General features: G+C 46.0%; 23 protein-coding genes and 1 tRNA gene. 23 read left to right on the forward strand and 1 reads right to left on the reverse strand.

Features of this window, described 5'->3' with window-relative positions; genetic code table 11:
• Positions 1–22: 22 nt before the first annotated feature.
• The 9 genes from gap (at position 23) to HMPREF0581_RS01225 (ending at position 9,413) form a co-directional block, all read left to right on the forward strand.
• Entirely contained in the window at positions 23–1,039 is a 1,017-nt protein-coding gene (gene gap, locus HMPREF0581_RS01185; protein ID WP_036379624.1) for a type I glyceraldehyde-3-phosphate dehydrogenase, read from the forward strand.
• 104 nt (positions 1,040–1,143) lie between these two features.
• Complete coding sequence (locus tag HMPREF0581_RS01190; RefSeq protein WP_009644101.1) at positions 1,144–2,574, forward strand: acetate--CoA ligase family protein; 1,431 nt, start codon at positions 1,144–1,146, stop codon at positions 2,572–2,574.
• 89 nt (positions 2,575–2,663) lie between these two features.
• On the forward strand, positions 2,664–3,755 hold the full coding sequence (locus HMPREF0581_RS01195; protein ID WP_036379626.1) for a hypothetical protein: 1,092 nt from the start codon (positions 2,664–2,666) through the stop codon (positions 3,753–3,755).
• Between the two features lie 100 nt (positions 3,756–3,855).
• Positions 3,856–4,848, forward strand: a complete 993-nt coding sequence (locus HMPREF0581_RS01200) for a universal stress protein (protein ID WP_036379629.1) — start codon at positions 3,856–3,858, stop codon at positions 4,846–4,848.
• Positions 4,849–4,916: 68 nt separating this feature from the next.
• Positions 4,917–5,069, forward strand: coding sequence for a six-cysteine ranthipeptide SCIFF (gene scfA / locus HMPREF0581_RS01205; RefSeq protein WP_036379631.1), 153 nt, complete (start codon positions 4,917–4,919; stop codon positions 5,067–5,069).
• A gap of 100 nt (positions 5,070–5,169) precedes the next feature.
• On the forward strand, positions 5,170–6,582 hold the full coding sequence (gene scfB, locus HMPREF0581_RS01210; protein WP_051426876.1) for a thioether cross-link-forming SCIFF peptide maturase: 1,413 nt from the start codon (positions 5,170–5,172) through the stop codon (positions 6,580–6,582).
• A gap of 218 nt (positions 6,583–6,800) precedes the next feature.
• Entirely contained in the window at positions 6,801–7,403 is a 603-nt protein-coding gene (locus HMPREF0581_RS01215) for an XTP/dITP diphosphatase (protein ID WP_036379633.1), read from the forward strand.
• On the forward strand, positions 7,384–8,469 hold the full coding sequence (locus HMPREF0581_RS01220; protein ID WP_009644109.1) for a YihY/virulence factor BrkB family protein: 1,086 nt from the start codon (positions 7,384–7,386) through the stop codon (positions 8,467–8,469). The genes HMPREF0581_RS01215 and HMPREF0581_RS01220 overlap by 20 nt, the downstream gene beginning before the upstream one ends.
• 11 nt (positions 8,470–8,480) lie before the next feature.
• The gene (locus HMPREF0581_RS01225; RefSeq protein ID WP_051426877.1) at positions 8,481–9,413 is read left to right on the forward strand and encodes a diacylglycerol/lipid kinase family protein; all 933 of its coding nucleotides are present in this window, start codon (positions 8,481–8,483) and stop codon (positions 9,411–9,413) included.
• 233 nt (positions 9,414–9,646) lie between these two features.
• On the opposite strand, the gene HMPREF0581_RS01230 is transcribed toward HMPREF0581_RS01225, so the two are convergent.
• Positions 9,647–10,771 (reverse strand): 3-phosphoglycerate dehydrogenase, encoded by a 1,125-nt coding sequence (locus HMPREF0581_RS01230; protein ID WP_009644110.1) that lies wholly within the window; start codon positions 10,769–10,771, stop codon positions 9,647–9,649.
• 230 nt (positions 10,772–11,001) lie between these two features.
• On the opposite strand from HMPREF0581_RS01230, the gene serC reads away from it, so the two are divergent.
• The 14 genes from serC to HMPREF0581_RS01300 all read left to right on the forward strand — a co-directional run bounded on the left by serC (position 11,002) and on the right by HMPREF0581_RS01300 (position 25,024).
• Entirely contained in the window at positions 11,002–12,093 is a 1,092-nt protein-coding gene (gene serC, locus HMPREF0581_RS01235) for a 3-phosphoserine/phosphohydroxythreonine transaminase (protein WP_036379636.1), read from the forward strand.
• Positions 12,080–13,495 (forward strand): D-alanyl-D-alanine carboxypeptidase family protein, encoded by a 1,416-nt coding sequence (locus HMPREF0581_RS01240; protein ID WP_036379639.1) that lies wholly within the window; start codon positions 12,080–12,082, stop codon positions 13,493–13,495. The genes serC and HMPREF0581_RS01240 overlap by 14 nt, the downstream gene beginning before the upstream one ends.
• Before the next feature lie 37 nt (positions 13,496–13,532).
• Positions 13,533–15,446 carry an excinuclease ABC subunit UvrC gene (gene uvrC / locus HMPREF0581_RS01245; RefSeq protein ID WP_036379647.1) on the forward strand — a complete coding sequence of 638 codons (1,914 nt, stop codon included), beginning with the start codon at positions 13,533–13,535 and terminating at the stop codon, positions 15,444–15,446.
• Positions 15,447–15,518: 72 nt separating this feature from the next.
• Positions 15,519–15,800: a DUF1292 domain-containing protein gene (locus HMPREF0581_RS01250; RefSeq protein ID WP_009644159.1), complete on the forward strand. Its 282-nt coding sequence runs from the start codon at positions 15,519–15,521 to the stop codon at positions 15,798–15,800.
• Between the two features lie 136 nt (positions 15,801–15,936).
• Positions 15,937–16,022 (forward strand) — tRNA-Leu (locus HMPREF0581_RS01255).
• Between the two features lie 45 nt (positions 16,023–16,067).
• Positions 16,068–16,868 (forward strand): glutamate racemase, encoded by an 801-nt coding sequence (murI, locus tag HMPREF0581_RS01260; protein WP_009644070.1) that lies wholly within the window; start codon positions 16,068–16,070, stop codon positions 16,866–16,868.
• 152 nt (positions 16,869–17,020) lie between these two features.
• On the forward strand, positions 17,021–17,635 hold the full coding sequence (locus HMPREF0581_RS01265; RefSeq protein WP_009644150.1) for a CYTH domain-containing protein: 615 nt from the start codon (positions 17,021–17,023) through the stop codon (positions 17,633–17,635).
• Between the two features lie 74 nt (positions 17,636–17,709).
• Positions 17,710–19,032, forward strand: coding sequence for a trigger factor (gene tig, locus HMPREF0581_RS01270; RefSeq protein ID WP_036379649.1), 1,323 nt, complete (start codon positions 17,710–17,712; stop codon positions 19,030–19,032).
• A 41-nt stretch (positions 19,033–19,073) separates the two neighbouring features.
• Complete coding sequence (gene clpP, locus HMPREF0581_RS01275) at positions 19,074–19,667, forward strand: ATP-dependent Clp endopeptidase proteolytic subunit ClpP (RefSeq protein ID WP_036379651.1); 594 nt, start codon at positions 19,074–19,076, stop codon at positions 19,665–19,667.
• A gap of 12 nt (positions 19,668–19,679) precedes the next feature.
• The gene (clpX, locus tag HMPREF0581_RS01280) at positions 19,680–20,951 is read left to right on the forward strand and encodes an ATP-dependent protease ATP-binding subunit ClpX (RefSeq protein ID WP_036379654.1); all 1,272 of its coding nucleotides are present in this window, start codon (positions 19,680–19,682) and stop codon (positions 20,949–20,951) included.
• A gap of 72 nt (positions 20,952–21,023) precedes the next feature.
• Entirely contained in the window at positions 21,024–23,387 is a 2,364-nt protein-coding gene (gene lon / locus HMPREF0581_RS01285; protein WP_009644057.1) for an endopeptidase La, read from the forward strand.
• 3 nt (positions 23,388–23,390) lie between these two features.
• Complete coding sequence (yihA, locus tag HMPREF0581_RS01290; RefSeq protein WP_036379658.1) at positions 23,391–23,987, forward strand: ribosome biogenesis GTP-binding protein YihA/YsxC; 597 nt, start codon at positions 23,391–23,393, stop codon at positions 23,985–23,987.
• An 18-nt stretch (positions 23,988–24,005) separates the two neighbouring features.
• Positions 24,006–24,560, forward strand: a complete 555-nt coding sequence (gene hpt, locus HMPREF0581_RS01295; protein ID WP_009644084.1) for a hypoxanthine phosphoribosyltransferase — start codon at positions 24,006–24,008, stop codon at positions 24,558–24,560.
• Between the two features lie 125 nt (positions 24,561–24,685).
• A complete protein-coding gene (locus HMPREF0581_RS01300) occupies positions 24,686–25,024 on the forward strand; it encodes a hypothetical protein (RefSeq protein ID WP_009644089.1) in 339 nt (112 codons plus the stop codon).
• Positions 25,025–25,197 lie beyond the last annotated feature (173 nt).

Genomic DNA, 25,197 nt, shown 5'->3' on the forward strand with positions numbered 1-25,197 from the left:
AAGAAAGGTAAAAGGAGGCTGGATGATTAGGTTAGCTATTAACGGATTCGGTCGTATCGGCAGACTTGCATTCAGACGCGTAATGGAGACGGATGGCTTTAAGGTTGTCGCGATAAACGATTTGACCTCGCCCTCTATGCTCGCTTATCTGCTGAAGTATGACAGCGTGCAGGGCTCGTACCTAGGTCACACTGTTGAGCACGATGAGGAGTCGATTACTGTCGACGGCAAAAGGATAACCATTTACAAGGAAGCGGATGCTCACAGGCTTCCCTGGGAGGAGCTCAATATCGACGTTGTGCTCGAGTGCACCGGATTATACACTTCCAAGGAGAAGTCGCAGGCCCACATCGACGCAGGCGCCAAAAAGGTTCTGATCTCTGCACCGGCAGGCAATGATCTCAAGACTGTCGTTTACGGAGTCAACCACGAGACTCTGACAGCGGATGACAAGATTGTTTCGGGAGCATCCTGCACTACTAACTGTCTGGCGCCTATGGCAAAGGCACTTGCCGGCTATAGAGAGCTGCGTACAGGCTTCATGACCACCATTCATGCATACACCGGTAATCAGAAGCTGCTCGATGCCCCTGACAAGAGCTTGAAGTACAGGCGGTCAAGAGCTGCTGCCATCAACATCGTTCCTACTAGTACAGGAGCGGCACAGGCAATCGGTAACGTAATCCCAGAGCTCGCCGGCAAGCTAATTGGATCGGCACAGAGAGTTCCGGTTGCAACAGGCTCAATCACCATCCTGGATGCAACCCTTAAGGATGAGACCGATTCCGTAAGTGTAGATGGAATCAATGCAGCGATGAGGGCAGCACAGGATCAGTCGTTTGGATACAATGAGGATGAGATTGTTTCGGCTGACGTGATCGGTATGAGCTGGGGTTCTCTGTTTGATGCAACTCAGACACTCGCTCAGAAGTGCGGAACTCATATCTATGAGGTCAGAGTAGTGGCTTGGTATGATAATGAGATGAGCTATGTGAGCCAGCTGATCAGAACTATCGCATATATGGCAAGGCTGGAATAGATGCAGTAACTATCAAGCCATACGGTATCGATACCTGACGATATTGACCGTAAACAGCAAAGGTAAATATGGATAATAGATTAGTTTAAGGAGATTATTTGACTATGGAAGTAAAGGAAGCAAGGCAATATGTCGTAGACAGATTGGAGTATGCATTTAAGCCTGATTCAATCGCTGTGATTGGGGCAAGCCGCAACGAGACTAAAGTTGGTTTCAAGGTGATTCAAGGGCTCAGAAAGTGCGGATACGAAGGCGAGCTATATCCTATCAACATCAAGGCAACTGAGGTTGCAGGAATCCCTGCTTACAAAAATATCAATGATGTTCCTGAAGATGTAGATTTAGCGTTTATATCGCTGCCGGCAACGGGTGTATTTGATGCACTTAAGGATTGTGTCGAGAAAAAAGTCAAGATTGCGGTAGTGTCATCATCCGGATTTAAGGAGGTTGGAAACGGGGATTTGCAGAATGAGATTACTGACTTCTGCCGCGAACACGAGTTGCCGCTGATTGGCCCTAATCTTGTAGGAATAGGAACTCCATATCACGATTTCAACTGTGGATTTATTCCATATCTTCCCAATAAGGGTCCTGTAGCACTTATCTCACAGTCGGGATCCAATCTTCTCGCAGCACTTGGAGCTTCGCAGCTGGATCATTTCGGCATCAGCATGTTCGTAGGACTTGGCAACAAGGCAGACGTCGACTTCTGTGAGATGATTAAGTATGCAGATAATGAACCTAACACCAAGTGCATAGCCGTTTACATAGAGGCGCTGGACAGCCCCGAAGCTTTCAAAAAAGCCTGCCTGGAGTGTGAGAAACCAATAACTGCTGTCAAGGTCGGAGCTTCTAAGATTGGAGTTAAGGCTGCATTTGCACACACCGCATCTGAAAATAGGGGCCATTCAAATGCAGAGTACGATCAGTTGTTTGAAGAGTCCGGAGTTCTACGTGAGAACACCTGGCAGGAATTCCTAGATACTTCTCTTGCGCTTGGAAACTGCCCTCCTTTGAGAGGCGACAATGTTGTGATTATAACTAATGGAGGAGGCGCCGGGCTTCTTGCTGCAGACCATTTTGAGAGACTGGGGATGCCGATCAAGGAGCTTAAAGAGATTTCACCGGAGCTGCGCGATAATATCAGAAGCTACATGCCGGCGTTCGGATCGCCACTCAACCCTGTTGATATCAGCGGAACTGCTACTTCTGATATGTATGGCGGCGCGCTCAAGACTGCATACAGGGATGAGAATGTGGATGGAATCATGATTTCAGTCTGCCCGACAGCTGTAACGGACGTCGAGGCAATTACAGAGACCGTAATTAATATTTACAGGCAGTACAAGAATCTTGGAAAGCCTTTTATCATGGAGTGCCAGGGTGGAAATGAGTGCAGAAATGCTATCATGAAGCTGAGAGACAGCGGTATTCCTGCCTACTCAACACCTGAGCAGGCTGTAAATGCAATGGTTGCACTCAGGAGATATAGTCATATCATGAACAAGAAGGAACAGCTGATTAAGAATATTTAATCAAAAGGCATCATCGTTATTGCGTAAATTGAGATGGGCGATGCAGAGATGCGGATAACACCCCTGCATCACCTTTAAAAGGGATGAGTATGAACGGAGACAAACTATTCAGGCTGCTGATGATATTGTGCCTGGCAATGGGCATCATGGGATTAACTGTGGGGAAATTTATTCTTGGCGGTATTTTTATCGGTCTCGCCGTTGCTGTATGGCTGACGACTGGCGGCAAGCACTACAATGATCGTAACATATATGACAAAATCGTTGAGGATAGCGAGGCAATCACTATCGAGCACATATACGAACGACTTAAGAATCTCGATACATGCCTAGGACGACCTTGGATGGGTCACAATACTTTCACCAAGGATGCGGCAATTAACTTTGGACCTAGCCCTTTCAAGGATTTCATCACGATATATAAGGATAAGAAAAACATCATAATTAAGAGCAGTACAGAGCTTGAGCACTTGGTGCGAGACAAAGCGAGCGAAGCTTATTTTAAAGAGCTCCTCGACACCAAGAGTATGAAGGTCACGCCTGAAGCATACTCTAATTTTGCAAGCTGGAAGCTGATGACTACCGTTCTGGTGGACGATCTGACCGAGATCGTTAAGGCTCTCAAGGAGAGTGGAGAGGTTAAGAGTGGAGAGCTCGGCAAATTCAAATTTTACTACGCCAACAGCATAGACTGCCTGTACAAGGATGAGGATGACAACGTATACACTTACGTTAGAACTCAGAATGATCCACTGAATGTCAAGATTTATGACATACCGGACGGGGACGATGCTATAGAGGAATCCGGCGAGGTGCTGGCAGAGGTAACCGGATCCGCCAAGGATGAGAAGAGCGGATTCAAGTTCTACATGTCCGGCGAGGAGTACGGCACGCTGTACCGCGATTCTGACAGCGGCAGCGATTCATACTATATAGACACAAATGATGGTCGCGTTCACGTGGAAGGTTTTCGTGCTGTTCGCAAAGCTAACCTCAGCTGTAACTATATCATTACGATAGATGGAGTTCGCAAAGCGGTAATTGCGGGTAATGCGAGGATTGTTTTTGAAGGAAACAATCTCACAGAGAATAGCTTAATTTGTAGCCTGGATAACGATTTTTTGCTATTGTATATGGCAATTCAGGAGTTCATAATGACCAAGAACAAGTGGCTGAAGTAGCCTGATGAAATAGGTTCGATTGATTTTACTGCTTCCAAAATGTATAATAGCTGTGTATATTTAATACCGCGTAAGCGGTTCAATAAATAAGGAGGCTTTGATGAAGAGAATCCTTGTGCCGGTTGATGGTTCACCTAGGAGTTTAATAGCGCTGGAACAGCTAAAAAATACCTTCTCGCCTAAGGCGTTTGAGGTTGTGCTTGTTATGGTGCGTGAGAATACTGGATATGCGCTCACAATGGCTGAAGAGGCGGAGATTCGCGAGGAGCTCGACAAGAGGCTCACATCTATTGCCAAAACAATCGATAACTATAAAGTTATAACCAGATCTGCAATAGGAAGGGCCGGAGCTAGAGTTATAGAGGCGGCCAAGGAATGTGGTGTAGAGATGATTGTCATGACCAAATCCACCAAGCCGGGATCCGGCAGCAGTATAGGTCTTACTGCATCATATATTATACGCCACGCTCAGTGTGATGTGATGATTGTTAAGGAGACTGAGAGCAAGAAGGTCGAAGGCTATAGGGGCGCTGTATTTAAGAGAGCTAAGGGCACAGTTGCACTTCGTGGGCAGCTGAGCCTAAAGCAGAGTGAGTGCCTAATTCCGAGTGTCAAGGGTGATGTAATCTACAACATCGAAGTTAAAAGAGGTAGAGTTAGATTCATACACAGGTCGTTCAACGGTGTGACAAAGGAGTGGGATTTGCCGCCAAGTAACGGACAGCGGGAAATCTATGAGATTGAAGCCGGGGAGAAGGTTGCTATTCATGTCAACGCAACCGGTGTTGGCAAGATGGCTGACAGAATCAGAATTCTCAATCGAAACATGAAGACTGAGGCGGTATTCAGCTACGAGATTACAGCCGATAAGGGTGATGCGGCTTCCGATGCGGATAATAAGGCTGCACAAGCTAGTGTAAATATGACGACGAAGAATGATAATTCAACGGTGATGAGCGATAACACTGAGCCGGAAAATGACGATGTGCAGAAAGTAGATGAAGCTGCGACGGCGGATACCGATACAGTCACAGATTCACACGAAACTGTTGATTTTAATGAGACTCATGAGGACAGCGAAGCTGATATGTAATCAGAGAGCACGTTGACACAGATAGGACTATTTGATATTCTATAACGAGTAATTAGGAGGATAACACGATGAGCAGAATCAAGACAATTTCAACCAGAAACATGGCTAAGACAACCCTTTCCGGCGGATGTGGTGAGTGCCAGACATCCTGCCAGTCCGCGAGCAAGACTTCATGCAGCGTTGCTAATCAACACTGCGAGCAGGCTAAGAACAACCGGTAATTGAAGGTGCTGCTGATGGCAGCGCTTTTTTATTGCCGCTCTGTGTTAAGTCCGCTTAACACAGATGAACAAAATATATAAGGTATGGTGACAGGAATACATGATACATCAGTATAAACTAAACGGATATAACATTATAATGGACGTAAACAGCGGAGCCGTGCATTCTGTAGACGATGTGGCTTATGACATTATCGATCTCTATGATGAGGGAAAGTCAAGAGCTGAGATTACGAATGAGATTAGAAACAAGTACGAGGACATTTCAGCGAGTGATATAGATGAGACATTGGCGGATATCGAGACACTGAAGGAAGAAAAACTGCTTTTTTCAGAGGATCCCTTTGAAGATATTGCAGGGAAGCTCAAGGCGAAACAGTCGGTACTCAAGGCTATATGCCTTCACGTCGCTCACGGCTGCAATATGGACTGCAAATACTGCTTTGCAGGTAAGGGAGAATACAGCGGCAAGGCAGGAATCATGTCTCTTGAGGTGGGAAAACAGGCGCTGGATTTTTTGGTTGAGAATTCGGGTGCTCGCAAGAATCTCGAAGTGGATTTCTTTGGCGGTGAGCCGTTACTCAACTGGGATGTCTGCAAGGAGCTTGTTGCTTACGGCAGAGAGCTGGAGAAGAAGCACAACAAGCACTTCAACTTTACTCTCACGACAAATGGCGTGCTGATTGATGACGATGTTATAGAGTTTGTCGATAAGGAATGCAGCAATGTCGTGCTCAGTATGGACGGCCGTAGACAGACTCATGATTTCATGCGCACTAGCAAGGATGGTAAGGGCACTTACGACAGAATAGTTGAGAAGTTCAAGAAGCTTGCAGATGCGAGGGGTCAGAAACAGTATTATATGCGTGGTACATATACAGCTTACAACAAGGATTTTGCAGCTGACGTTCTCGCTATGGCTGACCTCGGATTCAAGGAGACCAGCATTGAACCGGTAGTGGGCGATTCGAACACGGATTATGCTCTTCACGATGAAGACCTGCCAATGCTCAAGGAGCAGTATGAGAAGCTCGCAAGCGAGATGCTTGAGCGCGAGAAGCGAGACGAAGGCTTCAATTTCTATCACTATACAGTTGATCTGACCGGTGGCCCGTGCATCTATAAGCGCGTCAGCGGATGCGGTGTAGGAACTGAATATCTGGCAGTAACACCCGCAGGAGATTTGTATCCGTGCCATCAGTTTGTAGGCGACGACGATTTCAAGGTAGGAAATGTGTACGACGGTATCATCAATGGTGATGTTATTGACGGCTTCAGAAATAACAATAACGTTTACACACGTGATAAATGTCGTGGCTGCTTCGCCAAGCTCTACTGCTCGGGAGGTTGCGCAGCGAACAACTATCATGCAAATGGCGATATCAACAAGGTGTATGATTTCGGATGTGAGCTGCACAAAAAAAGAATCGAGTGCGCACTCATGCTCAAGGTCGCGGAGGAGGAGCTCGGAATTGAGAGATTGCCGGGCGCTAGCGCTGTGATTTCATACTGATCCTTCATTGTAAAGCCTGTGCAGTGATTTATAATGGTTAAATTCATGAAACCAACACCGGCACAATCCATAAGCTTGTATAAAATCATTAAATAACAAATGTGATATGGTATAATTAATTCGGACATTTTGAGACTAAAGAGAAATATTACATATCGCGAGCATGATTATTAAATAATCTGTAACAAAAAGGGTAATGGATAAGGAGATATATAGTAATGAATAAAGTAATTCTGGCGACACAGAACAAAGGGAAAATTGACGAAATGCGTGAGATATTCTCGAAGTTCGGGATGGATGTAGTATCACGCGATGAGATGGGGCTTCCCAAGGACGATATTGAGGAGACCGGCACCACTTTTGAAGAAAACTCATATATCAAAGCCTCTACAATCGCCAAGCAGTGCGACGGAATAGTAGTTGCAGATGATAGCGGAATTGCCGTCGACTGCATCGGCGGAAATCCGGGAGTGTATTCCGCAAGATTTGCAGGAGAAGGTTGCACTCCTCACGATAATAACGTAAAGTTACTTCAGCTGATGGATGGAATCCCTGCAGATGAGAGAGGCGCTAAATTTGTCTCCGTCATCACACTCATCTACCCGGACGGCAAGAAGCTCGTGGCTCGAGGTGAGTGTGAGGGCTCTATTGCTGAGGAAATACGTGGAGACCATGGCTTTGGCTATGATCCGTTATTCATCCCTAAAGGTTATGATAAGACTTTTGGAGAGCTTTCTGTTGAGCTCAAGAACAAGATAAGCCACAGAGCTAAGTCTCTTCACAAGCTAGAGGAATTAATTCGTGAGCAAAGAGATAAATAATGCTTCAAATTTAAATACGGAGAATATTGGAGAGGGTGAGAATGAAAAGGTCCGTCTTACCAAGGACAATCTGGTTAGAATCGGCTTTCACATTTTTCGGCAGTTTGACGACCAGTATTATGCCGGCTTCGCTGCGCAGATTGCATATTTCTTTTTCATGGCCAGCGTTCCGACGCTCATCGTGCTGTCGCAGCTGCTGGGCGTCTTTGATTTGTCTCTGGATATCATCAAAAACTGGCTGGACCACAATGTCGATTCTACGTTGAGCAGCTTCGTCATGGGACTGTTTTCGGCTTCTTCGGTCAGACTCGGCAACTTTGTGCTGATTTTCCTGGCACTTTGGGCGGCTTCGGCCTTGGAATTCTCGCTTTCCAGATTGACCAGTTATACGTTAACCGACGGTGCATATAAATTCAACTTTTTCAAGGAGAGGATTAAAGCGGTTCCGACGGCAGCTCTTACGATATTTGCCGTCGCTTTTACACTTGTCGTATTTGTATACGGTGAAGAGATATTCTCCAAGCTGTTCAAAGGCAGCATCTTTTCGCAGGTGTTGCTCGGACTTAGACTACCAATCGTAGCCGGGTCATTTTTCGCTATGATTACGCTGAATTATTATATCTTACCGCTCGTGAGGGTTCCGCTGCGTGCGATACTGCCCGGAGCCGTATTCTCTTCACTCGGAATTCTGATCGCGACGAGCATTTACGCGTATTATATCGGATATGCTACCAATTACGATATCCTGTATGGCGCATTCTCATCCATTGTCGCTCTGATGCTGTGGTTCTATATTATTTCATGGATTCTCTGCATAGGTATGATGTTTAACAAGGCTTGGGATGAAGTCATGGAACGCGACAGGCTCAGTCACGACAGGATGATCGAGTATATTGAAAAACAGTCTAATTTGTTAGGTGAAGATCTATATAAGAAATACTTTATTACGGGAGATGACGACTACGGTACCGAGACTCTTGCAGTTAAGATGAGCCGCAAATTCGTCAAGGGTTACGAGGAAGAGCTCCGTAAGGAGAAACAGAAGAAGGCACGCCGCCATCTATAGCGAGGGAATACATGAAAGAAACTAACGTAAATAGCGAAAGAATTGATAGGAAAAAGCTTGTATTTATCTTAAATCCGCGTGCAGGCACTATGCAGGCCAATAAGTATATGGTAGATATTCTTCAGACCTTTTCTGATGCCGGATTCATAACAAGTGTGCTGATTACTGCGAAGTCCGGAGATGCGCGTGAGTTTGCTGTCCGGTACGCGAATGACTGTGATGTCATGGCCTGTGCCGGAGGAGACGGAACATTCAACGAGATGATCGATGGTGTTATTTCATCCGGGGCTAAGTGCAGGATAGGTTATATACCGGCAGGAAGTACCAACGATTTCGGTGCGAGCATCGGTCTGTCCAAAAACATCATTGAGGCTGCAAATTCCATTGCAAACGGCGAGGCTATTACGCTTGATGTTGGTTCGTTTAACGGACGATTCTTCTCGTATGTCGCTTCCTTCGGAGCATTTACGAGTACGGCATATTCAGTGCCGCAGAACCTCAAAAATATTCTGGGACATACCGCATATGTAATGCAAGGGATCAAGGATATCGTCAATATCAAGTCACATCATGTCAAAGTCATCACCGATGAAGGCATGGCAAGTGAGAGAGTTATCGAGGAAAATTTGATCTTTGGTGCAGTATGTAATTCGACTTCAGTCGGAGGTATGATTAAGCTCGACTCCTTCAAGGTTGACATGAATGATGGCTTGATGGAGATCTTGCTGATCAAGTCACCCAGGAACCTGCTGGATCTGAATTCTATTGCCAGATCTATTCTGGCAAACGATCTGGACACTAAAGACATTGCCTTTTACAGTGCCAAGACGGTAAGGTTTGAGATGAGCGAAGCTATTCCTTGGACCTTGGATGGGGAGTATGAGCCCGGCGCAAGTGTAATCAATATCGATACCGTTTGCGATGCTATCGATATACTCGTTTAGCATACATTGGCGGGGATAGCGAGTTTAGTCCGGCGCAGCAATTATCAAGTAACGCTTAAAAACATACTTGATATTCAATCAAATAAGAGAAATCAGAAATCCGGCAATGATGCTTCGCATCCTGCCGGATTATGTCATATGTTTAATGATACGCCATCTCGGTGTTTCGCTGCTTTGCAAATATAGAAATTCAACCGAGCTATGTCGATCAAACCATAGGCGCAGCTTATACCTTATAGCTCGCGAACCTTTAGGATGCCCTCGCCTGCAAGCTCACCGGCTGCATCAGCAGCAACGAGAGCGATTGCAGCACCGTATTCAGTGCGGCTCCTGCCAACGCATACATCCGCAACATCTCCGTAAGCAGCCTTGATAGCAGCCTCGATATCGATCTCGCCCTTGTACAGAACGCATACCTTTTTGAAGCCGGCCTTACCTGCAAGCTCAACGCCTGGGAAGTTAACAGAGTTCTTGATGGTTCCTTCCTCGAGGTAAGCCATAAGCTCATCAACAGCCATAGAAGCACAGTTTTCTTCAGCCTCTGCTGTGGAAGCTCCGAGGTGTGGTGTGGTGATTACGCCGGCCTTACCTACAAGCTCCTCGTTAGGAACATCTGTGAGGTACTTTCTGATCTTACCGGATTCAATTCCAGCCAGAATATCTGCGTTTACGGCCAGATCAGGTCTGGCAAAGTTGAGAATGATTACTCCTTCCTTCATGTTGGCGATGAGATCCTTATTGATCATGCCCTTAGTCTCCGGAAGTGAAGGAACGTGGATAGAAATGTAGTCGCAAACTTTAACCATTTCAGCTACATCATCATACATCTCGCATGGAGCACTGAGAATAGGATGAACGACTACAGAATTACCAACGATGTTCATACCGAGTGCGTGTGCTGCGTTTGCAACCTTTGCACCGATTGCACCGAGGCCGATAATTCCGAGTGTCTTGCCGGAAATCTCTGTACCGGCGAACTGTTTTTTGCCCTTTTCAACCTGTCCGGCAACATCGCCCTCGAGGGTATTTGCCCAAGCGACTCCCTCGTACATATTTCTAGCTCCCATGATCATTGCTGAGATAACCAGCTCCTTAACCGCGTTGGAATTCGCTCCGGGTGCGTTGAATACAACGATGCCGTCCTCTGCACATCTGTCCAGAGGAATGTTGTTGACGCCGGCGCCGGCTCTTCCTATAGCCATAAGGTTGTCGGAGAAATCCATCTCGTGCATCTTGTAGCTGCGAACAACGATCCCGTTTGCCTTGTCTATATCTTCTGTCAACTCATACTTATCAGTGAGTCTGCCGAGCCCTGCCTCGGAGATGTTGTTGAGCGTACCGATATAAAATTTGTCCATTCTTAAGTACCTCCTCTTGCCACCCGTTCGGGAACGGTGTGGTCATAATGCTGAAAAACAAATCAATCTCAATAGTTCATTTATCGTGCACAGTTACGGCGTGAACAGTGCCGCAAGTGTTGAAAAATGCGCTATTTACGTAATCAAGTATAGCATTATTATTCTTTACATTCAATGTTGAAAGTGCTACAATTCTCGTGTAAGTTTGAAACAAATTTGGAGGTATTTAGATGGCTACAAATGAACGCGTATTCAACTTTTCTGCAGGTCCTTCGACTCTCCCTGTTGAGGTACTGGAAAAGGCTGCTGCTGAGATGTTGAACTATGAGGGAACCGGTGAGTCTGTAATGGAGATGAGCCACAGATCCGCAGAATTCCAGCAGATTATCGACGATGCTGAGAAGAATCTGAGAGAGCTTATGAACATTCCTGATGATTATTATGTTCTGTTCCTTCAGGGTGGTGGAACTCTACAGTTCTCGATGGTACCGATTAACCTGATGACAGGAAGAGGGAAGGCTGATTACCTTGTAACCGGCAACTGGGCTAAGAAGGCTTATGAAGAGGCTACTAAGTTTGGTGATGTTAAGGTTGTTGCAAGCTCTGAGGATGATCTGTATTCATACATCCCTAAGATTACACCTGAGGATATCAGACCCGATGTAGACTACGTATACGTATGCTACAACAACACTATTTACGGAACACACTGCAACGAGATTCCTAACGTAGGAGATCACATGCTTGTTGCGGATATGTCTTCGTGCATTTTATCTGAAGAGATTGATGTAACCAAATTCGGTCTCATCTATGCAGGTGCTCAGAAGAATGTTGCTCCGGCTGGTGTTACAATCGTTATAGTAAGAAAGGATATCGTAGGACACGCTCCAGCGAATACTCCGATCTATCTCGATTATGCAACACACGCTAAGAAGGGTTCGATGTACAACACTCCACCTTGCTATCCAATCTATGTAGCAGGCGAGGTGTTTAAGTATCTTCTTAGAAATGGCGGTGTCAAGGCAACTCACGAGAGAGACGTTGAGAAGGCAAAGATTCTCTATGATTATCTCGACAAGAGCAAGATGTTCAAGCCGTCCGTTGCTAAGGAGGACAGATCGCTAATGAATATCACGTTTGTAACCGGCGATGCAGACCTCGACAAAAAGTTCATTGCCGGCGCAAGGGAGGCGGGTATGATCAACCTTGCAGGTCACAGATCTGTCGGCGGAATGAGAGCAAGCATATATAACGCAATGCCTAAGGAAGGCGTTGAGACTCTCGTTGCTTACATGGAAAAGTTTGAGAATGAGAACAAATAACAGGATTATTAATTCAAAAAATATTAATAAAAGTCTTGTGAGAATTATGGTGGCCGTCTTGGCGATGATTTTGGTGTCGTCATTGATGGTCACCATCAATATTAATACAAGCTTTGCAGCATCTAAGAAAAAGGCAAAAGCCAAGACGAGCGATGTTACTGCTCCGGAGATACAGGCGCAGTCGGCGGTCGTCTTTTCGGCGTCTACAAATGAGGTGGTATTTTCATCTCATAGAGATAGAAAGCTTCCACCGGGGAGCACAGTGCAGCTGATGGTGGCTATGGTAGTCATCGATAATATGCACGATGATAAGGAATATAAGAACAGCGTCCAGATAACTGAAGATATGCACAGCGCCGGCACGACTTATCCCGTGGGTTCGAGCGTCAAGGTAGAGGATTTGATGTACACGATGCTCATGTCGGGAGATGCGGAGTCCGCCAAGGCATTGGCCACATATTCTGCAGGAACTGAGTCGAATTTTGTCGACCAGATGAATTCCAAGGCTCAACAGCTGGGGCTCGTCAATACCAGATATACAAATTCAACCGGTGCGTATAATACGGACCAGTTTTCCACAGCTGAAGATACTGCCAAGATTGCGAAAGCTGCATACCAGTACGGTGTGATTAAGCAGATGTCCGGCGAAGATCGTCACTCGGTAAAGGTCACAGACGGTAACGGGGATAAAACTATTGAAAATACTCATCCGTTCATGTCCGGCAGCTCTTCCTATAAGGGCTTTAAGGGAGGAAGCTATTCGAAGCTAAGCGAACCGGATTCTAAGGAGGTTTTCCTTGCCAGTGCCATTAGGAACGATATGAACCTGATTGTCGTGTTGTTTGATGAAGCTCCGGGTAAATCGACTACAGATGCGACCAAACTTCTCGACTATGGGTTCCAAAAGGCAACTCAAAAGGTGATAATCAAAAAGGATGTCAAGATCGGTAAGGTCAGGATTAAGCACGGTGCAAAGACCAGACTGGCGGCGTATACCTCGGGCAAGGGCTACGTATATATTCCGCCGGAGGGCAGTGATTCTCTTGTAAAGACGGAATCGGTTATTTTCGACAACGTGGAAGCTCCGCTAAAGGCAGGAGACAAGGTCGGTGAATACAGGATATACGTGGCTGATGAGCTAACCGGTACTGTTGATCTCGTCGTCAAGGAAGATGTCAGCCTTGGGTGGCTTCCATCGTATATATACATTTCAAATATGATGACTGTCATAATCTGCGTAATTCTGCTGATAATTGTGTTGCTGATTGTTCGCGCCGGGAATATAAAACGTCGTAGAAAGCACATGAGAGCGAGAAAGCACAAGGAGAAGATTCGCGAGATTGCCCGGCAGCGTCTGGAGATTGAGGAAGACAGAAAAAGGCGTAACTGGAATTACAAATAGACTATGTATATACTGGAGATTTTAGAAATATCGAGCAATGTTTAACATCGAAGAGGAACTGAAAAAGCTTCCGCTTTCACCGGGAGTCTATATGCATAAGGATAGCCTTGGTAACGTAATTTACGTTGGCAAGGCTATTAAGTTAAGGAATAGGGTTTCGCAATATTTTCACAAAAATTCGCAGCACACTCCAAAGGTGCTGGCGATGGTCGAGAATATTGCGGAGTTTGATTATATCACGTGCGCCACGGAGATGGAGGCACTCATCTTGGAGTGCAATCTCATCAAGAAATACATGCCTAAGTATAACATCCTGCTTAAGGACGGCAAGACGTATCCGTACATTGAGGTTACGGTAAGCGAAGAGTTCCCGCGTGTAGTCAGAACCCGAGAGGTGAAGAGAGACGGCAACAAATATTTCGGACCGTATTCGGATAGCGGAGCGGTAAGCAGGATAATTAAGCTGATTGACGAGATTTATCCCGTCAAGAAGTGCAAGACCAAGGAGTTCCCTGCAAATGTCCGTCCGTGCCTAAACTACTATATCGGTAAGTGCAAAGGTATCTGCATTAATGCCGCAGACAAATCCGAGTATGATGAGATGATAGAGAGCATACTCAAGATTTTGAATGGCAAGGATGCAAAGCTGATAAAAGACTTGAAGGGGAAAATGCTGGAGGCATCCGATAAGCTTGAATATGAAGAGGCGGCAAAGTACAGAGATTACATAAATGCTTTTAAGGCGCTTGGCGAGACACAGCGTGCCACTATGGCGAGTGATAGGGATGTGGATGTCCTGCTGCCGCTTGCTGCTCAGAATAGTCAGATAGTTGCGCAATACAAGGTGAGAGAGGGGAAGCTCCTCGGCAGGGAAATACACTATATGGATGAGGCGGATCCGGAGCTCGGGGGCTCCGGGAATGAATTGATTGAGGCGTTTATCAAGCAGTACTATACGGGAAGTGCAAAGCTGCCAAAGGAAATTTTGCTGACCGAGCATATTGATGAAGAGGACCTTGTCAAGGGACTTCTCGATAACACCAACGCCGAAAATGCCAAGGCAAAGAGTGATACGGCACACCGTACCAAGATTACAGTTCCTGAGCGCGGCGAGAAAAAGGCTATTCTCGATCTCGCAATCAGCGACTCTCTGCAGGTTGTCAAAGGGCTTGATGAAAGAGCTGAACGGGACGCGGAGAAGAGGGACAATCTGAGAAATGAGATAACCAAGCTTATTAAGCGCGCGTCAGATATTGAAGGCTCTGTCCCATACATAATAGAAGATGGAGATGATAGAGAGTATCGCATCGAAGCGTATGATATATCCAACATGAATGGGCTTGATACTGTAGGAGCAATGGTCGTGTATGAGGGAGCAAAGCCTGTCAGGAATGATTACAGGAAATTCAAGATAAAGAGTGCCGACGCAGAGGGTGATGACTACGCTTCACTGCAGGAGGTCATATATAGGAGGCTGAAGCGAGCTAAGGATAACGATGCGGGGTTCAACAGGTATCCGGACATATTTTTCATAGATGGAGGCCTCGGACAGGTGCATGCGGTACAAAATGTTGTCGCTGCATTTCGTATGTCGATACCGGTTGTCGGTCTTGCGAAGGATGACGTACACAGAACTAGAGCGATTATATTCGGTGATGGAACTGAGATTGAGCTCAGGGACGAGCCGATGCTGTATAGCTATTGCGGCAGAATACAGGAAGAGGTGCATAGGTTTGCAATAACCTTCCAGCGGGGCAGACGGACATCGAAGATGACAAAGTCTGCGCTTGAGGAAATACCGGGGATCGGTCCTGCCAGACGAAAAGAATTGCTCAGACATTTTAAAAATATCGAATCGATTAAGCGCGCAAGCTACGATGAGCTGCTGGAGTGCGATTCCATCAGCAGTAAGGCGGCTGAAAACATTCTTGAATACTTTGGCAAGAAATAGCGGAAATACATTGATAAATGAACATAATAATGTTATATTAACCTCACAGTGATAGAGAAAAGGAGAGTAACCATGTCTCAGGAAGAACGCAACATGATTGAAGAGGAAGAGGATATTATCACTCTTGAGTTTGATGACGGAACTGCAGTTGATTGTGATGTTTTAGGAACATTCGAGGCCGATTCGAAGGAGTATATAGCACTTGCACCAATCGACGGTACAGACGACGTGTACATCTACGGCTACAAGGATATAGATCCTGAAACATTTGATATCGTTGACATCGATGACGAGGATGAATTCAACAACGCAGTAAAGGCTTTCGAAGCAGCAATGTCTGAGGTAGATGAATAGTATATGCTGCTATAGATTAGATATTGTTTACCGCGCTGAGTGCTTCGGCGCGGTTTTACTGTGATTATTTAATGTTTACAAGGTGCGGATATTATTGTATAATGTCACCTGTCTATTTGAATTATTGATTAAATGAGCGGATGTGGCGGAATTGGCAGACGCGCACGGTTCAGGTCCGTGTGACCACCAGTCATGAGGGTTCGAGTCCCTCCATCCGCACCAGGCTACCCTTGCTCAGGCAAGGGTTCTTTTTTCAAGGAGAAGGATATGGACAACAGAGCTATAGGGTTCTTTGATTCGGGATTAGGCGGACTGACTAGCATACCTGTTCTCAAGAAAACTCTTCCAAATGAAAAAGTCTTGTATTTTGGAGATACTGCGAGGACACCATACGGATCCAAGTCGCCGGAAACTGTGCGCAAGTTCTCCGCGCAGATTGTAGACTATCTGGTTAGCAAAAATGTAAAGTTGATTGTGATAGCCTGCAACACTGTTACTGCTATGGCGCTAGACATGCTGAGGGATCTGCATCCGGATGTTCCGATAGTTGGAGTAATAGAGCCGACGGCCAGGCACGTTGCAGCTGACGGAGTAGATAATGTCGGTATCATCGGAACCAAGGTCACGATTGGGAGCGGAGTATATGCCGAGAGGATTCATGAACTTAATCCCGGCATCAGAACACATAGCCTGGCGTGTCCGGCGCTTGTACCGTTGATTGAAGATGGGATTATTGACAACGAGATTATGGATCTCACGGTCAGGTACTATATGGATGACTTCGTAAAGAAAAATCAAATCAACAGTCTTATCCTCGGATGTACACATTATCCGCTGATAGCAAGCAATATCGAGAAGCTTTATCCGGACATAAAGCTTTATAATTCATCTGCGGAGGTTATCAGTGATGTGGTAAAAATCCTAACAGAGGGTGAGCTGCTGGCATCGGAAAACGAATTTCCGGACAGATTTTACGCCAGCGATCTGTCGGAAAGCTTCCTGAGGATGACAGATACGCTATTTGAAGGGTACGATACAAAAATTAAATTAAAGAAACTAGACGAATAGTACCGCGAAAGCGGTATTTTTTATGTTAAAAGTGTGTAAAAAAGCTCAAAACTATGTGCCAAACAGCCTATCGCATTGACAAAATCAGCACTTTTATGTAGAATCAATTGATATTATGAAGAATGCCGTGGTGGCGGCTATTGGGAGTATATATGGAAACAGAGTTTAAATTTCGCATCGATGATTCGTCTCTTGTTGACAAGATTTTGGGGGACTCTATGCTGGATGATTACGTTGACCGTAATACCCTGGAAGAAATCAGCATGAAGGCGATTTATTTTGACACAGATAATTTGGATCTTCGCAAGGCAGGGATTGCCTACAGGGTCAGATATGAAAATGACCGAATTACCGCGACAATAAAGTGGGACAATAGGGTTGAAGCCGGGCTTCATTCGAGAGAAGAGTTCAATCTGGTTATCAACGACGAGCGATTCGCTCTTGAACCGGACATCGACGCATTCGAGTCAAGCGATGCGTATGACGTACTTATCAAGGCCGCAGGCAAGAAGAAGCTGCACGAAGTAGTCAAGATGGATTTTATTAGAAGGCTTCTCAAAATCGACACGGGCGATTCGATAAGCGCACTGTCGTTTGACATTGGAACAATTTATGGCGAATCCGGTGAGGTCCCGATTTCAGAAATGGAGTTGGAGTGGTATCACGGCAGCGAAGATGATTTCAAGTACATAGCGAGAAAGCTTGCGGAGAAGTACAATCTTAATCCGGAGAACATTTCCAAGCTACAGAAGGGATTTGCCGATTAACTGCAACGCAGAACCATATACACAACATAATATCGACATTAATTATTTAGAAACAAAATTTAGGAGGCTATATAATGAACACTAACCTTATTTCCAAGGAAGACAACATCGCAAAATTCACTGTCGTCTTCACAGCTGATGAGTTCGAGGATGCGATTGTAGACGCGTACAAAAAGAACAAGGATAAGTTCTCAATCGACGGTTTCCGCAAGGGTAAAGCTCCAAGAAAGATCATCGAGAGCAACTATGGAAATGACATATTCTACGATGAGGCTCTTAACGGCTTGCTCAACAAGGCATATCCTGAAGCAGTGGTTGAACTCGATTTAGAGGTTGTTGCTAACCCTCAGCTTGAGATTGGTGAGATTAAGAAGGGCGATGAAGTTACAGTAATAGCGACTGTGCAGCTCTTCCCTGAGATAGAGGTTAAGAATTACAAGGGCCTGGAGGTGACAAAGGTTGCTTCGGAGGTTACAGATGCCGACGTTGATGCAGACCTGAAGAGGATTCAACAGAGCCAGGCCAGGCTTGAGACTGTAGAAGGTCGCAAGACTCAGGATGGAGATACTGTAGTTATCGACTTCGATGGTTCAATCGACGGAAAGCACTTCGACGGTGGTAATGCTGAAAACTTTGAGCTCAAGCTCGGTTCCGGACAGTTCATCCCGGGATTTGAAGAACAGTTAATCGGAAAGGATGCAGGAGAAACTGTAGATGTTAAGGTTACATTCCCTGAAAATTACAACGCTAAGGATCTTGCCGGAAAGGATGCTCTATTTGAGACTAAGATTCATGAGATCAAGGTTGAGGTACTACCGGAGATTGATGACGACCTTGCAAGTGACGTAAGTGAGTTTGAGACACTCGCTGAGCTCAAGGCTGACGTCAAGAAGAATCTCGAGAAGAATGCCAGGGACGGAGACGAGACTCAGATGAAGAATGAGCTTCTCGATAAGCTCTGTGAGACTAACGAGGTTGATGTTCCGGCTTCAATGGTTGAGGATGAGATAGACAGAATGCTAAACGAGATGAATCAGCAGCTAACTTATCAGGGCATGTCACTCGATCAGTACATGCAGATTCTCGGACAGACTATGAAGGATGTAAGAGAGGGAGCCAGAGTGGATGCCAATAAGAGAGTTGCAATGAGAATTCTCATCAGAGCAGTCGTAGCTAAGGAAGGCATCGAAGCAACAGAGGCTGAACTTGAGGATGAGCTCAGGAAGTTCGCTGAACAGTACGGCCAGACTGTTGAGCAGGTTAAGAAGGTAATGGGCGAGGACAACATGAAGTTCTTCGCTGAGGACGTTAAGACTCGCAAGGCAATCGACTTCATGTTCGATAATGCTAAGCTGGTTGAAAAGAAGGAAGAGAAGGCAGAAGAGGAGAGCAAGTAAGCTGTCCTCTGTGATAGATCTGCCACAAGGAGGAGAATATAGTGAGTTTAATACCTTACGTAGTTGAGCAGACAGGCGGCGGTGAACGCAGCTATGACATCTATTCCCGATTGCTCAAGGATAGAATTATCTTTATAGATCAGGAGATAGATGATCATCTCGCCAGCGTGGTTGTTGCACAGCTATTATTTCTCGAAGCCGAAGATCCCGAGAAGGATATAAATATCTATATCAATTCACCGGGCGGCTCCGTAACGGCAGGCACGGGTATCTACGATACTATGAATTATGTTAAGCCTGATATTGCTACCATCTGCTTCGGCATGGCTGCCAGCATGGGCGCGGTTCTCCTGGCAGCCGGTACAAAGGGTAAGCGCTTTGCGCTTCCTAGCGCTGAGATTATGATTCATCAGCCGCTCGGAGGAGCCAAGGGACAGGCGTCTGATATCAAGATTCAGGCGGAATGGATGCAGAAGACTAAGGAAAAGCTAAACACCATCTTGTCAGAGGCAACCGGACAGCCTTATGAGACTATAGTCAGGGATACAGACCGTGATAACTTCATGTCTGCTTCCGAGGCGGTTGAGTACGGTTTAGTCGATAAGGTACTGACAAAGGAAGAATCGGGCAAATAACGGGAGGCGGACTTGGAGAATAACTATAAACCCAATGAGTTGGTGTGCTCCTTCTGCGGCAAGACAAGCTCTCAGGTAAGGCGAATTATAGTAGGTCAGGATGTAAATATTTGTAACGAGTGTATTGAACTGTGTTCCGAGCTCCTCAAGGAGGATGGAATTACCGGGGAGGCGCACGAGACACTGACTTCTTTACCAACTCCGAAGGAGATTGCAGCAGAATTAGGAGAATATGTAATCGAGCAGGATGAGGCTAAGAAAAGCCTGGCGGTTGCCGTTTACAATCACTATAAGAGAATAAAATATTTAGAGAACAATTCGGCAGACAGCGGTAAGGCTGCAGTGGAGCTGCAGAAGAGCAATGTGCTTATGCTTGGACCGACGGGGAGCGGCAAGACGCTGCTGGCACAGACTATGGCGCATATACTGGATGTTCCGTTTGCGATTGTGGATGCTACATCGCTCACAGAGGCCGGATATGTAGGAGAGGATGTGGAGAACATCCTGCTCAGGCTGTATCAGGCTGCAGACGGTGATTTGGAGAGAGCCCAAAAAGGAATTATCTACATCGATGAGATTGACAAGATAGCACGCAAGTCAGAGAACACATCAATCACAAGAGATGTTAGCGGAGAAGGCGTGCAGCAGGCGTTGCTCAAGATTATCGAGGGGACTGTCGCCAACGTTCCGCCACAAGGTGGTAGAAAGCATCCGATGCAGGAGTTCATACATTTTAACACCAAGGATGTACTGTTCATCTGCGGAGGTGCATTCGCCGGACTTGCAACAATAATCAAGCGTAGGCTTGGCAACAAGATCATCGGATTCAATTCCGCTAACAATAGTACGCATGACATCGACGAACGAGAGATTCTATCGCTTGTGGAGCCCGAGGATCTTCTCAAGTTCGGAATTATTCCGGAGCTTATCGGAAGACTTCCGGTAATCGTAGCGCTCGATGAGCTGAGCGAAGAAGCGCTCAGCAAGATTATGAGAGAGCCGCGCAATTCTCTTATCAAGCAATACACAACTATGTTGGCAATGGATGATATTGAGCTTGAGGTTGAGGAAGATGCCGTATCGGCGATTGCCAACAAGGCGATAGAACTTAAAACCGGCGCCAGAGGACTTCGCGGCATATTTGAGAGCATGATGACAGACGTCATGTACGAATTGCCGTCGAGGAATGATGTGCGTAAGTGCATCGTCACCAAGGATACTGTAGAAAAGGGCACGATGCCTGTTCTGGTAACTGATTCTGAGGTTAAAGAAAAGGATGCATAAAATTTCAAATGACATCTCAGGGCGGCATTAGTATTGATGCCGTCTTGTGGTATAGGGACACAGGAGGAGAGTATGAAAGTGAGAATACCGTTCATACCGCTAAGGGGACAGACATTCTTTCCAAACACAATAGTGGGATTTGATATTGGAAGAGATAAGTCACTTAAGTCGTTAGACGCAGCGATGAATGAAGATAAATATCTAGTAGTTGCGACCCAGAAGGACGTTTCTATAAATGCCCCAAAGGAAGAAGACATATACATGACAGGCGTGCTTATCCGCGTTAAGCAGGTTGTAAAGCGCCATGAGGAATACGTGCGGGTGCTCGCGGAGTGCGAGAATCGCGTCAAAATTTCAGCAATATATGATGAGGATGATACACTGTATTGCGACTGTGAAATGGCAGATGCAGTCGTAGATGAGAATGACGAAATCAATCTCGCAGCTCTTACCCGAGTTCTCAAGCAGACATATTATAAATACGTTGAGATGAGCAATGCCGGAGAAGCAGCAGCTCGTGCGCTGATTGACGGTGTGGATGACCCTGCAGCTCTGGCCAACATAATTGCCGGTGAGCTGGATGCAACTTACGATGTGCTACAGGGATTGCTGGAGCTGGACTCTGTAAGCGACCTGATAGAGCAGCTTGTAGAAGCTCTCAGCAGAGAGAATCAGGTGCTTGCGCTGACTAAACGCATCAACAACAGAGTGATGAAGAACATGAGCAAGGGTCAGCGCGAGTACTATCTGCGTGAGCAGCTCAATGTTATCAAGGAAGAGCTCGGTGAGACAGATGATGACGCTGAGGATGAGAGCAGGGCTTGGCTTGAAAAGCTGGATGAGCTTAAACTCGATGAGAAAATAGACGAGAAGCTTCGCAAGGAAATCAACAAGTTCCGCAAGATGAACATGATGAGCCCTGACGCAAACGTGAGCAGGACTTACATTGAGACTGTACTGGAGCTGCCTTGGAACAGCGAGTCCAAGACCAATACCAACATCCGTAAAGCCGAGAAGATTCTCAACAAAGAGCACTATGGCCTAACCAAGGTCAAGGAGAGGATTATCGAGCAGCTGGCTGTAATGCACCTTACAAAGGGTGCAAAAGGTCCGATTATCTGTCTCGTAGGGCCTCCGGGAGTTGGCAAGACTTCCATCGCTCGTTCGATTGCGCACGCGACGAACAGAGAATTTGTCAGAATGTCTCTGGGCGGAGTTCGTGATGAAGCGGAGATAAGAGGTCATAGACGGACTTACGTTGGAGCAATTCCCGGTAGAGTGATCAACAGCTTTATCGAGGTTGGAACCAACAATCCGCTATTTCTGCTTGATGAGATAGATAAGATTGGAAATGATTTCAGGGGTGATCCTGCGTCTGCGCTGCTCGAGGTGCTCGATCCGGAGCAGAATAAATCGTTCACGGACCACTATCTGGAGGTTCCCTTTGATCTGTCCAGGGCGATGTTTATCACTACTGCAAATAGCGTCCAGACTATTCCAAGGCCGCTCCTCGACAGGATGGAGGTTATCGAACTCTCCAGCTATATCGAGGAGGAGAAACTGAACATTGCTCAGGAATATTTGGTGCCAAAGCAGCTCAAGGAGCATGCAATTCGCAGGACTCAGCTGTCGTTCTCCGAGTCGGCAATCAGAGATATAATCAACTACTATACGAGAGAAGCCGGTGTTCGTAATCTGGAGCGTGCTATCGGTGCAATCTGCCGTAAGGTGGCTAAAAAAATCGTTACGGATAAGAAGCACAAGTATCTGATTACATCTCGTAATCTAGAGAAGTATTTAGGTAAGAAGATATTTAGAGAAGACCTCGACGATCTCAAGCCTGAGGTTGGTGTAACGACAGGGATGGCTTGGACAGCTGTCGGCGGCGTGACGCTTGAAATAGAGACTATCAAGATGCCCGGCACGGGCAAACTCATACTGACAGGACAGATGGGAGATGTCATGAAGGAGTCGGCGCAGGCTGCTCTTGGATATATCAGATCGGTCGCTTCAAAGTACGACATTCCTGATAACGTATTCAAGGACAACGATATACAAGTTCACATACCTGAGGGTGCAACTCCTAAGGACGGTCCGTCTGCAGGTGTGACGATGTGCTCCGCTCTGTTCTCAACACTGTCTGGCAAACAGGTCAGAAGAGATGTAGCAATGACCGGAGAGATAACGCTTAGAGGCAGAATACTGCCGGTCGGAGGGATCAAGGAAAAGGTACTGGCTGCGTATAGACAGGGCATCAGAAAAATACTGCTTCCGGCAGCTAACAAGCGCGATACCGAGGAAATTCCGGCATCAGTGCGCAAGAAGCTTGAGTTTGTGTTCCTTGAGACTGCAGAGGATGCATTTAAGGAGATTATTCTTGATTGTTCAGAGAAGGCAGGGAAGGCTGAAGCAGCTAACAAACAGATAAGAGGTTAAGAGATGCAGATTAGCAGAGCCAAAATAGAGGCTGTCGCAGTTAAGGCCGCTCAATATCCGGATGAGGGTGTTCCGGAGATTGCCTTTGCGGGAAGATCCAATGTAGGCAAATCGTCATTGCTCAACTTGCTGACGAGACGCAAAAGTCTTGCGAGAGTCAGTGGCAGCCCCGGTAAGACGAGGACAATCAACTTCTATAGGATAAATGATGAGTTTAGAATAGTTGACCTTCCCGGGTACGGTTATGCGAGGGTTTCTAAGTCTGAATCCGAGAAGTGGGGTACGATGATAGAGGGCTATCTTGAGAACAGAGAATGCTTGCTCAAAGTCATACAGCTGGTAGACATACGGCACAAACCGTCAACTCAGGATGTTCAGATGTACGAGTATCTCAAGTACTACAATCTGGACGGTATAGTTGTTGCTACTAAGGCTGACAAGGTGTCCGGAAACCAGAGGAGCAAGAGCCTTGCGGAGATTCGCAGGACGCTCGGTATGGACAGGGGGGACAAGGTAATTCCAGTGAGTGCTCTCAAGAGAACAGGGTATGAAGAGCTGTTAGATGAGCTTGAGAAGCTGCTGGATGAGTATGATCACTAATTATGCGGAGGAAAACAAATGGCTAACATTAAGGCATCTGAGAGCGGAATCTTCGGAAAGGTTCTGTACACTGAAGAGCAGATTAGAGAGCGTGCCAAGGAGCTCGCAGAGCGGATATCGAATGATTTTGAAGGTGAGGAGTTAATTGTAATCGGTACACTCAAGGGATCTATACTTTGGATGTGTGATCTGCTCAAGGAACTCAAGCTGGATACCAGCATTGACTTTATCAAAGCTAGCAGTTATGGCTCCGGCACAACGAGCTCAGGAGTTGTCAAAATCAAGATGGATACAGATATGAATCTGTACCGGAAGAATATCCTGATCATCGAGGATATCGTAGATACCGGAACGACGCTGACCTTCCTTATTGAAAAGCTCAAGGAGAGAAATCCTAAAACTATCAAGGTGTGTACGATGCTCGACAAGCCATCTCGCCGCACGACCGGCTTCGTAGCCGACTATATCGGGTTTACTGTTGATGATTTGTTCATTATCGGATACGGACTGGACTTCGATCAGAAGTACAGAGGACTCCCTTACATCAGCTATCTTCAGCCGGAGGAAAACTAAGCATACATATTTATAAAATCATAAATATAAATAACTTTTAACGACTGTATTGGACCTGTTTGCTCAGGCCCATTTATTTTTTTCGCGGTTCATCGTACACTGGTGTTGTAAAGGAGGAGCTGTATATGAAAGAATACCAATACCGTATAAAAGGCAGCGCGAGCTTGCCTAGAGAAGTTTATTACCAATGTGTGTGGATGATTCGGGATATGGAGCGTCTCAAAAGCCTCGTTGAAAGTTCGGATTCAGATGCCGGACCTGATGACAGAATCGACGATGCCATTGTCAAGATAGACTGTCTCAACAGGGCGCTTGAGGAAATCCCTGATTATTATAGAAAGGGGATTATTGAAAGCGTCAAGGTGCGTGGCGGCGGTTTTGATGAATTTGCTCACGCCAATACTTGGAAGAAATGGAAGACCAGATTTATGCAGGCCTTCGCTGCTAACCTAGGCCTATACTGAACAATTGTGCTGAAGGGAATTTTGGAGATGATACTATCTATTTGTATCTTATTACTGGCGCAGAAGCGCATGTGAAAGAGAGCGACACACAATCAATTATTTAGGTATACTCCTGCTTTTGTCGAACAATTGCGGGGGTATATTTCCATTTTTGAATAATACCAAGCTTAAAA

Origin of the sequence: Mogibacterium timidum ATCC 33093 (genome assembly GCF_000525775.1) — a bacterium.
Classification (GTDB): domain Bacteria; phylum Bacillota; class Clostridia; order Peptostreptococcales; family Anaerovoracaceae; genus Mogibacterium; species Mogibacterium timidum.

What these genes read in the sequence shown, in the direction of transcription:
- gap (WP_036379624.1), top strand. Translation starts at nt 23, where the DNA reads ATGATTAGGTTAGCTATTAACGGATTCGGTCGTATCGGCAGACTTGCA.
- HMPREF0581_RS01190 (WP_009644101.1), top strand. Translation starts at nt 1,144, where the DNA reads ATGGAAGTAAAGGAAGCAAGGCAATATGTCGTAGACAGATTGGAGTAT.
- HMPREF0581_RS01195 (WP_036379626.1), top strand. Translation starts at nt 2,664, where the DNA reads ATGAACGGAGACAAACTATTCAGGCTGCTGATGATATTGTGCCTGGCA.
- HMPREF0581_RS01200 (WP_036379629.1), top strand. Translation starts at nt 3,856, where the DNA reads ATGAAGAGAATCCTTGTGCCGGTTGATGGTTCACCTAGGAGTTTAATA.
- scfA (WP_036379631.1), top strand. Translation starts at nt 4,917, where the DNA reads ATGAGCAGAATCAAGACAATTTCAACCAGAAACATGGCTAAGACAACC.
- scfB (WP_051426876.1), top strand. Translation starts at nt 5,170, where the DNA reads ATGATACATCAGTATAAACTAAACGGATATAACATTATAATGGACGTA.
- HMPREF0581_RS01215 (WP_036379633.1), top strand. Translation starts at nt 6,801, where the DNA reads ATGAATAAAGTAATTCTGGCGACACAGAACAAAGGGAAAATTGACGAA.
- HMPREF0581_RS01225 (WP_051426877.1), top strand. Translation starts at nt 8,481, where the DNA reads ATGAAAGAAACTAACGTAAATAGCGAAAGAATTGATAGGAAAAAGCTT.
- HMPREF0581_RS01230 (WP_009644110.1), bottom strand. Translation starts at nt 10,771, where the DNA reads ATGGACAAATTTTATATCGGTACGCTCAACAACATCTCCGAGGCAGGG.
- serC (WP_036379636.1), top strand. Translation starts at nt 11,002, where the DNA reads ATGGCTACAAATGAACGCGTATTCAACTTTTCTGCAGGTCCTTCGACT.
- HMPREF0581_RS01240 (WP_036379639.1), top strand. Translation starts at nt 12,080, where the DNA reads ATGAGAACAAATAACAGGATTATTAATTCAAAAAATATTAATAAAAGT.
- uvrC (WP_036379647.1), top strand. Translation starts at nt 13,533, where the DNA reads ATGTTTAACATCGAAGAGGAACTGAAAAAGCTTCCGCTTTCACCGGGA.
- HMPREF0581_RS01250 (WP_009644159.1), top strand. Translation starts at nt 15,519, where the DNA reads ATGTCTCAGGAAGAACGCAACATGATTGAAGAGGAAGAGGATATTATC.
- murI (WP_009644070.1), top strand. Translation starts at nt 16,068, where the DNA reads ATGGACAACAGAGCTATAGGGTTCTTTGATTCGGGATTAGGCGGACTG.
- HMPREF0581_RS01265 (WP_009644150.1), top strand. Translation starts at nt 17,021, where the DNA reads ATGGAAACAGAGTTTAAATTTCGCATCGATGATTCGTCTCTTGTTGAC.
- tig (WP_036379649.1), top strand. Translation starts at nt 17,710, where the DNA reads ATGAACACTAACCTTATTTCCAAGGAAGACAACATCGCAAAATTCACT.
- lon (WP_009644057.1), top strand. Translation starts at nt 21,024, where the DNA reads ATGAAAGTGAGAATACCGTTCATACCGCTAAGGGGACAGACATTCTTT.
- yihA (WP_036379658.1), top strand. Translation starts at nt 23,391, where the DNA reads ATGCAGATTAGCAGAGCCAAAATAGAGGCTGTCGCAGTTAAGGCCGCT.
- hpt (WP_009644084.1), top strand. Translation starts at nt 24,006, where the DNA reads ATGGCTAACATTAAGGCATCTGAGAGCGGAATCTTCGGAAAGGTTCTG.
- HMPREF0581_RS01300 (WP_009644089.1), top strand. Translation starts at nt 24,686, where the DNA reads ATGAAAGAATACCAATACCGTATAAAAGGCAGCGCGAGCTTGCCTAGA.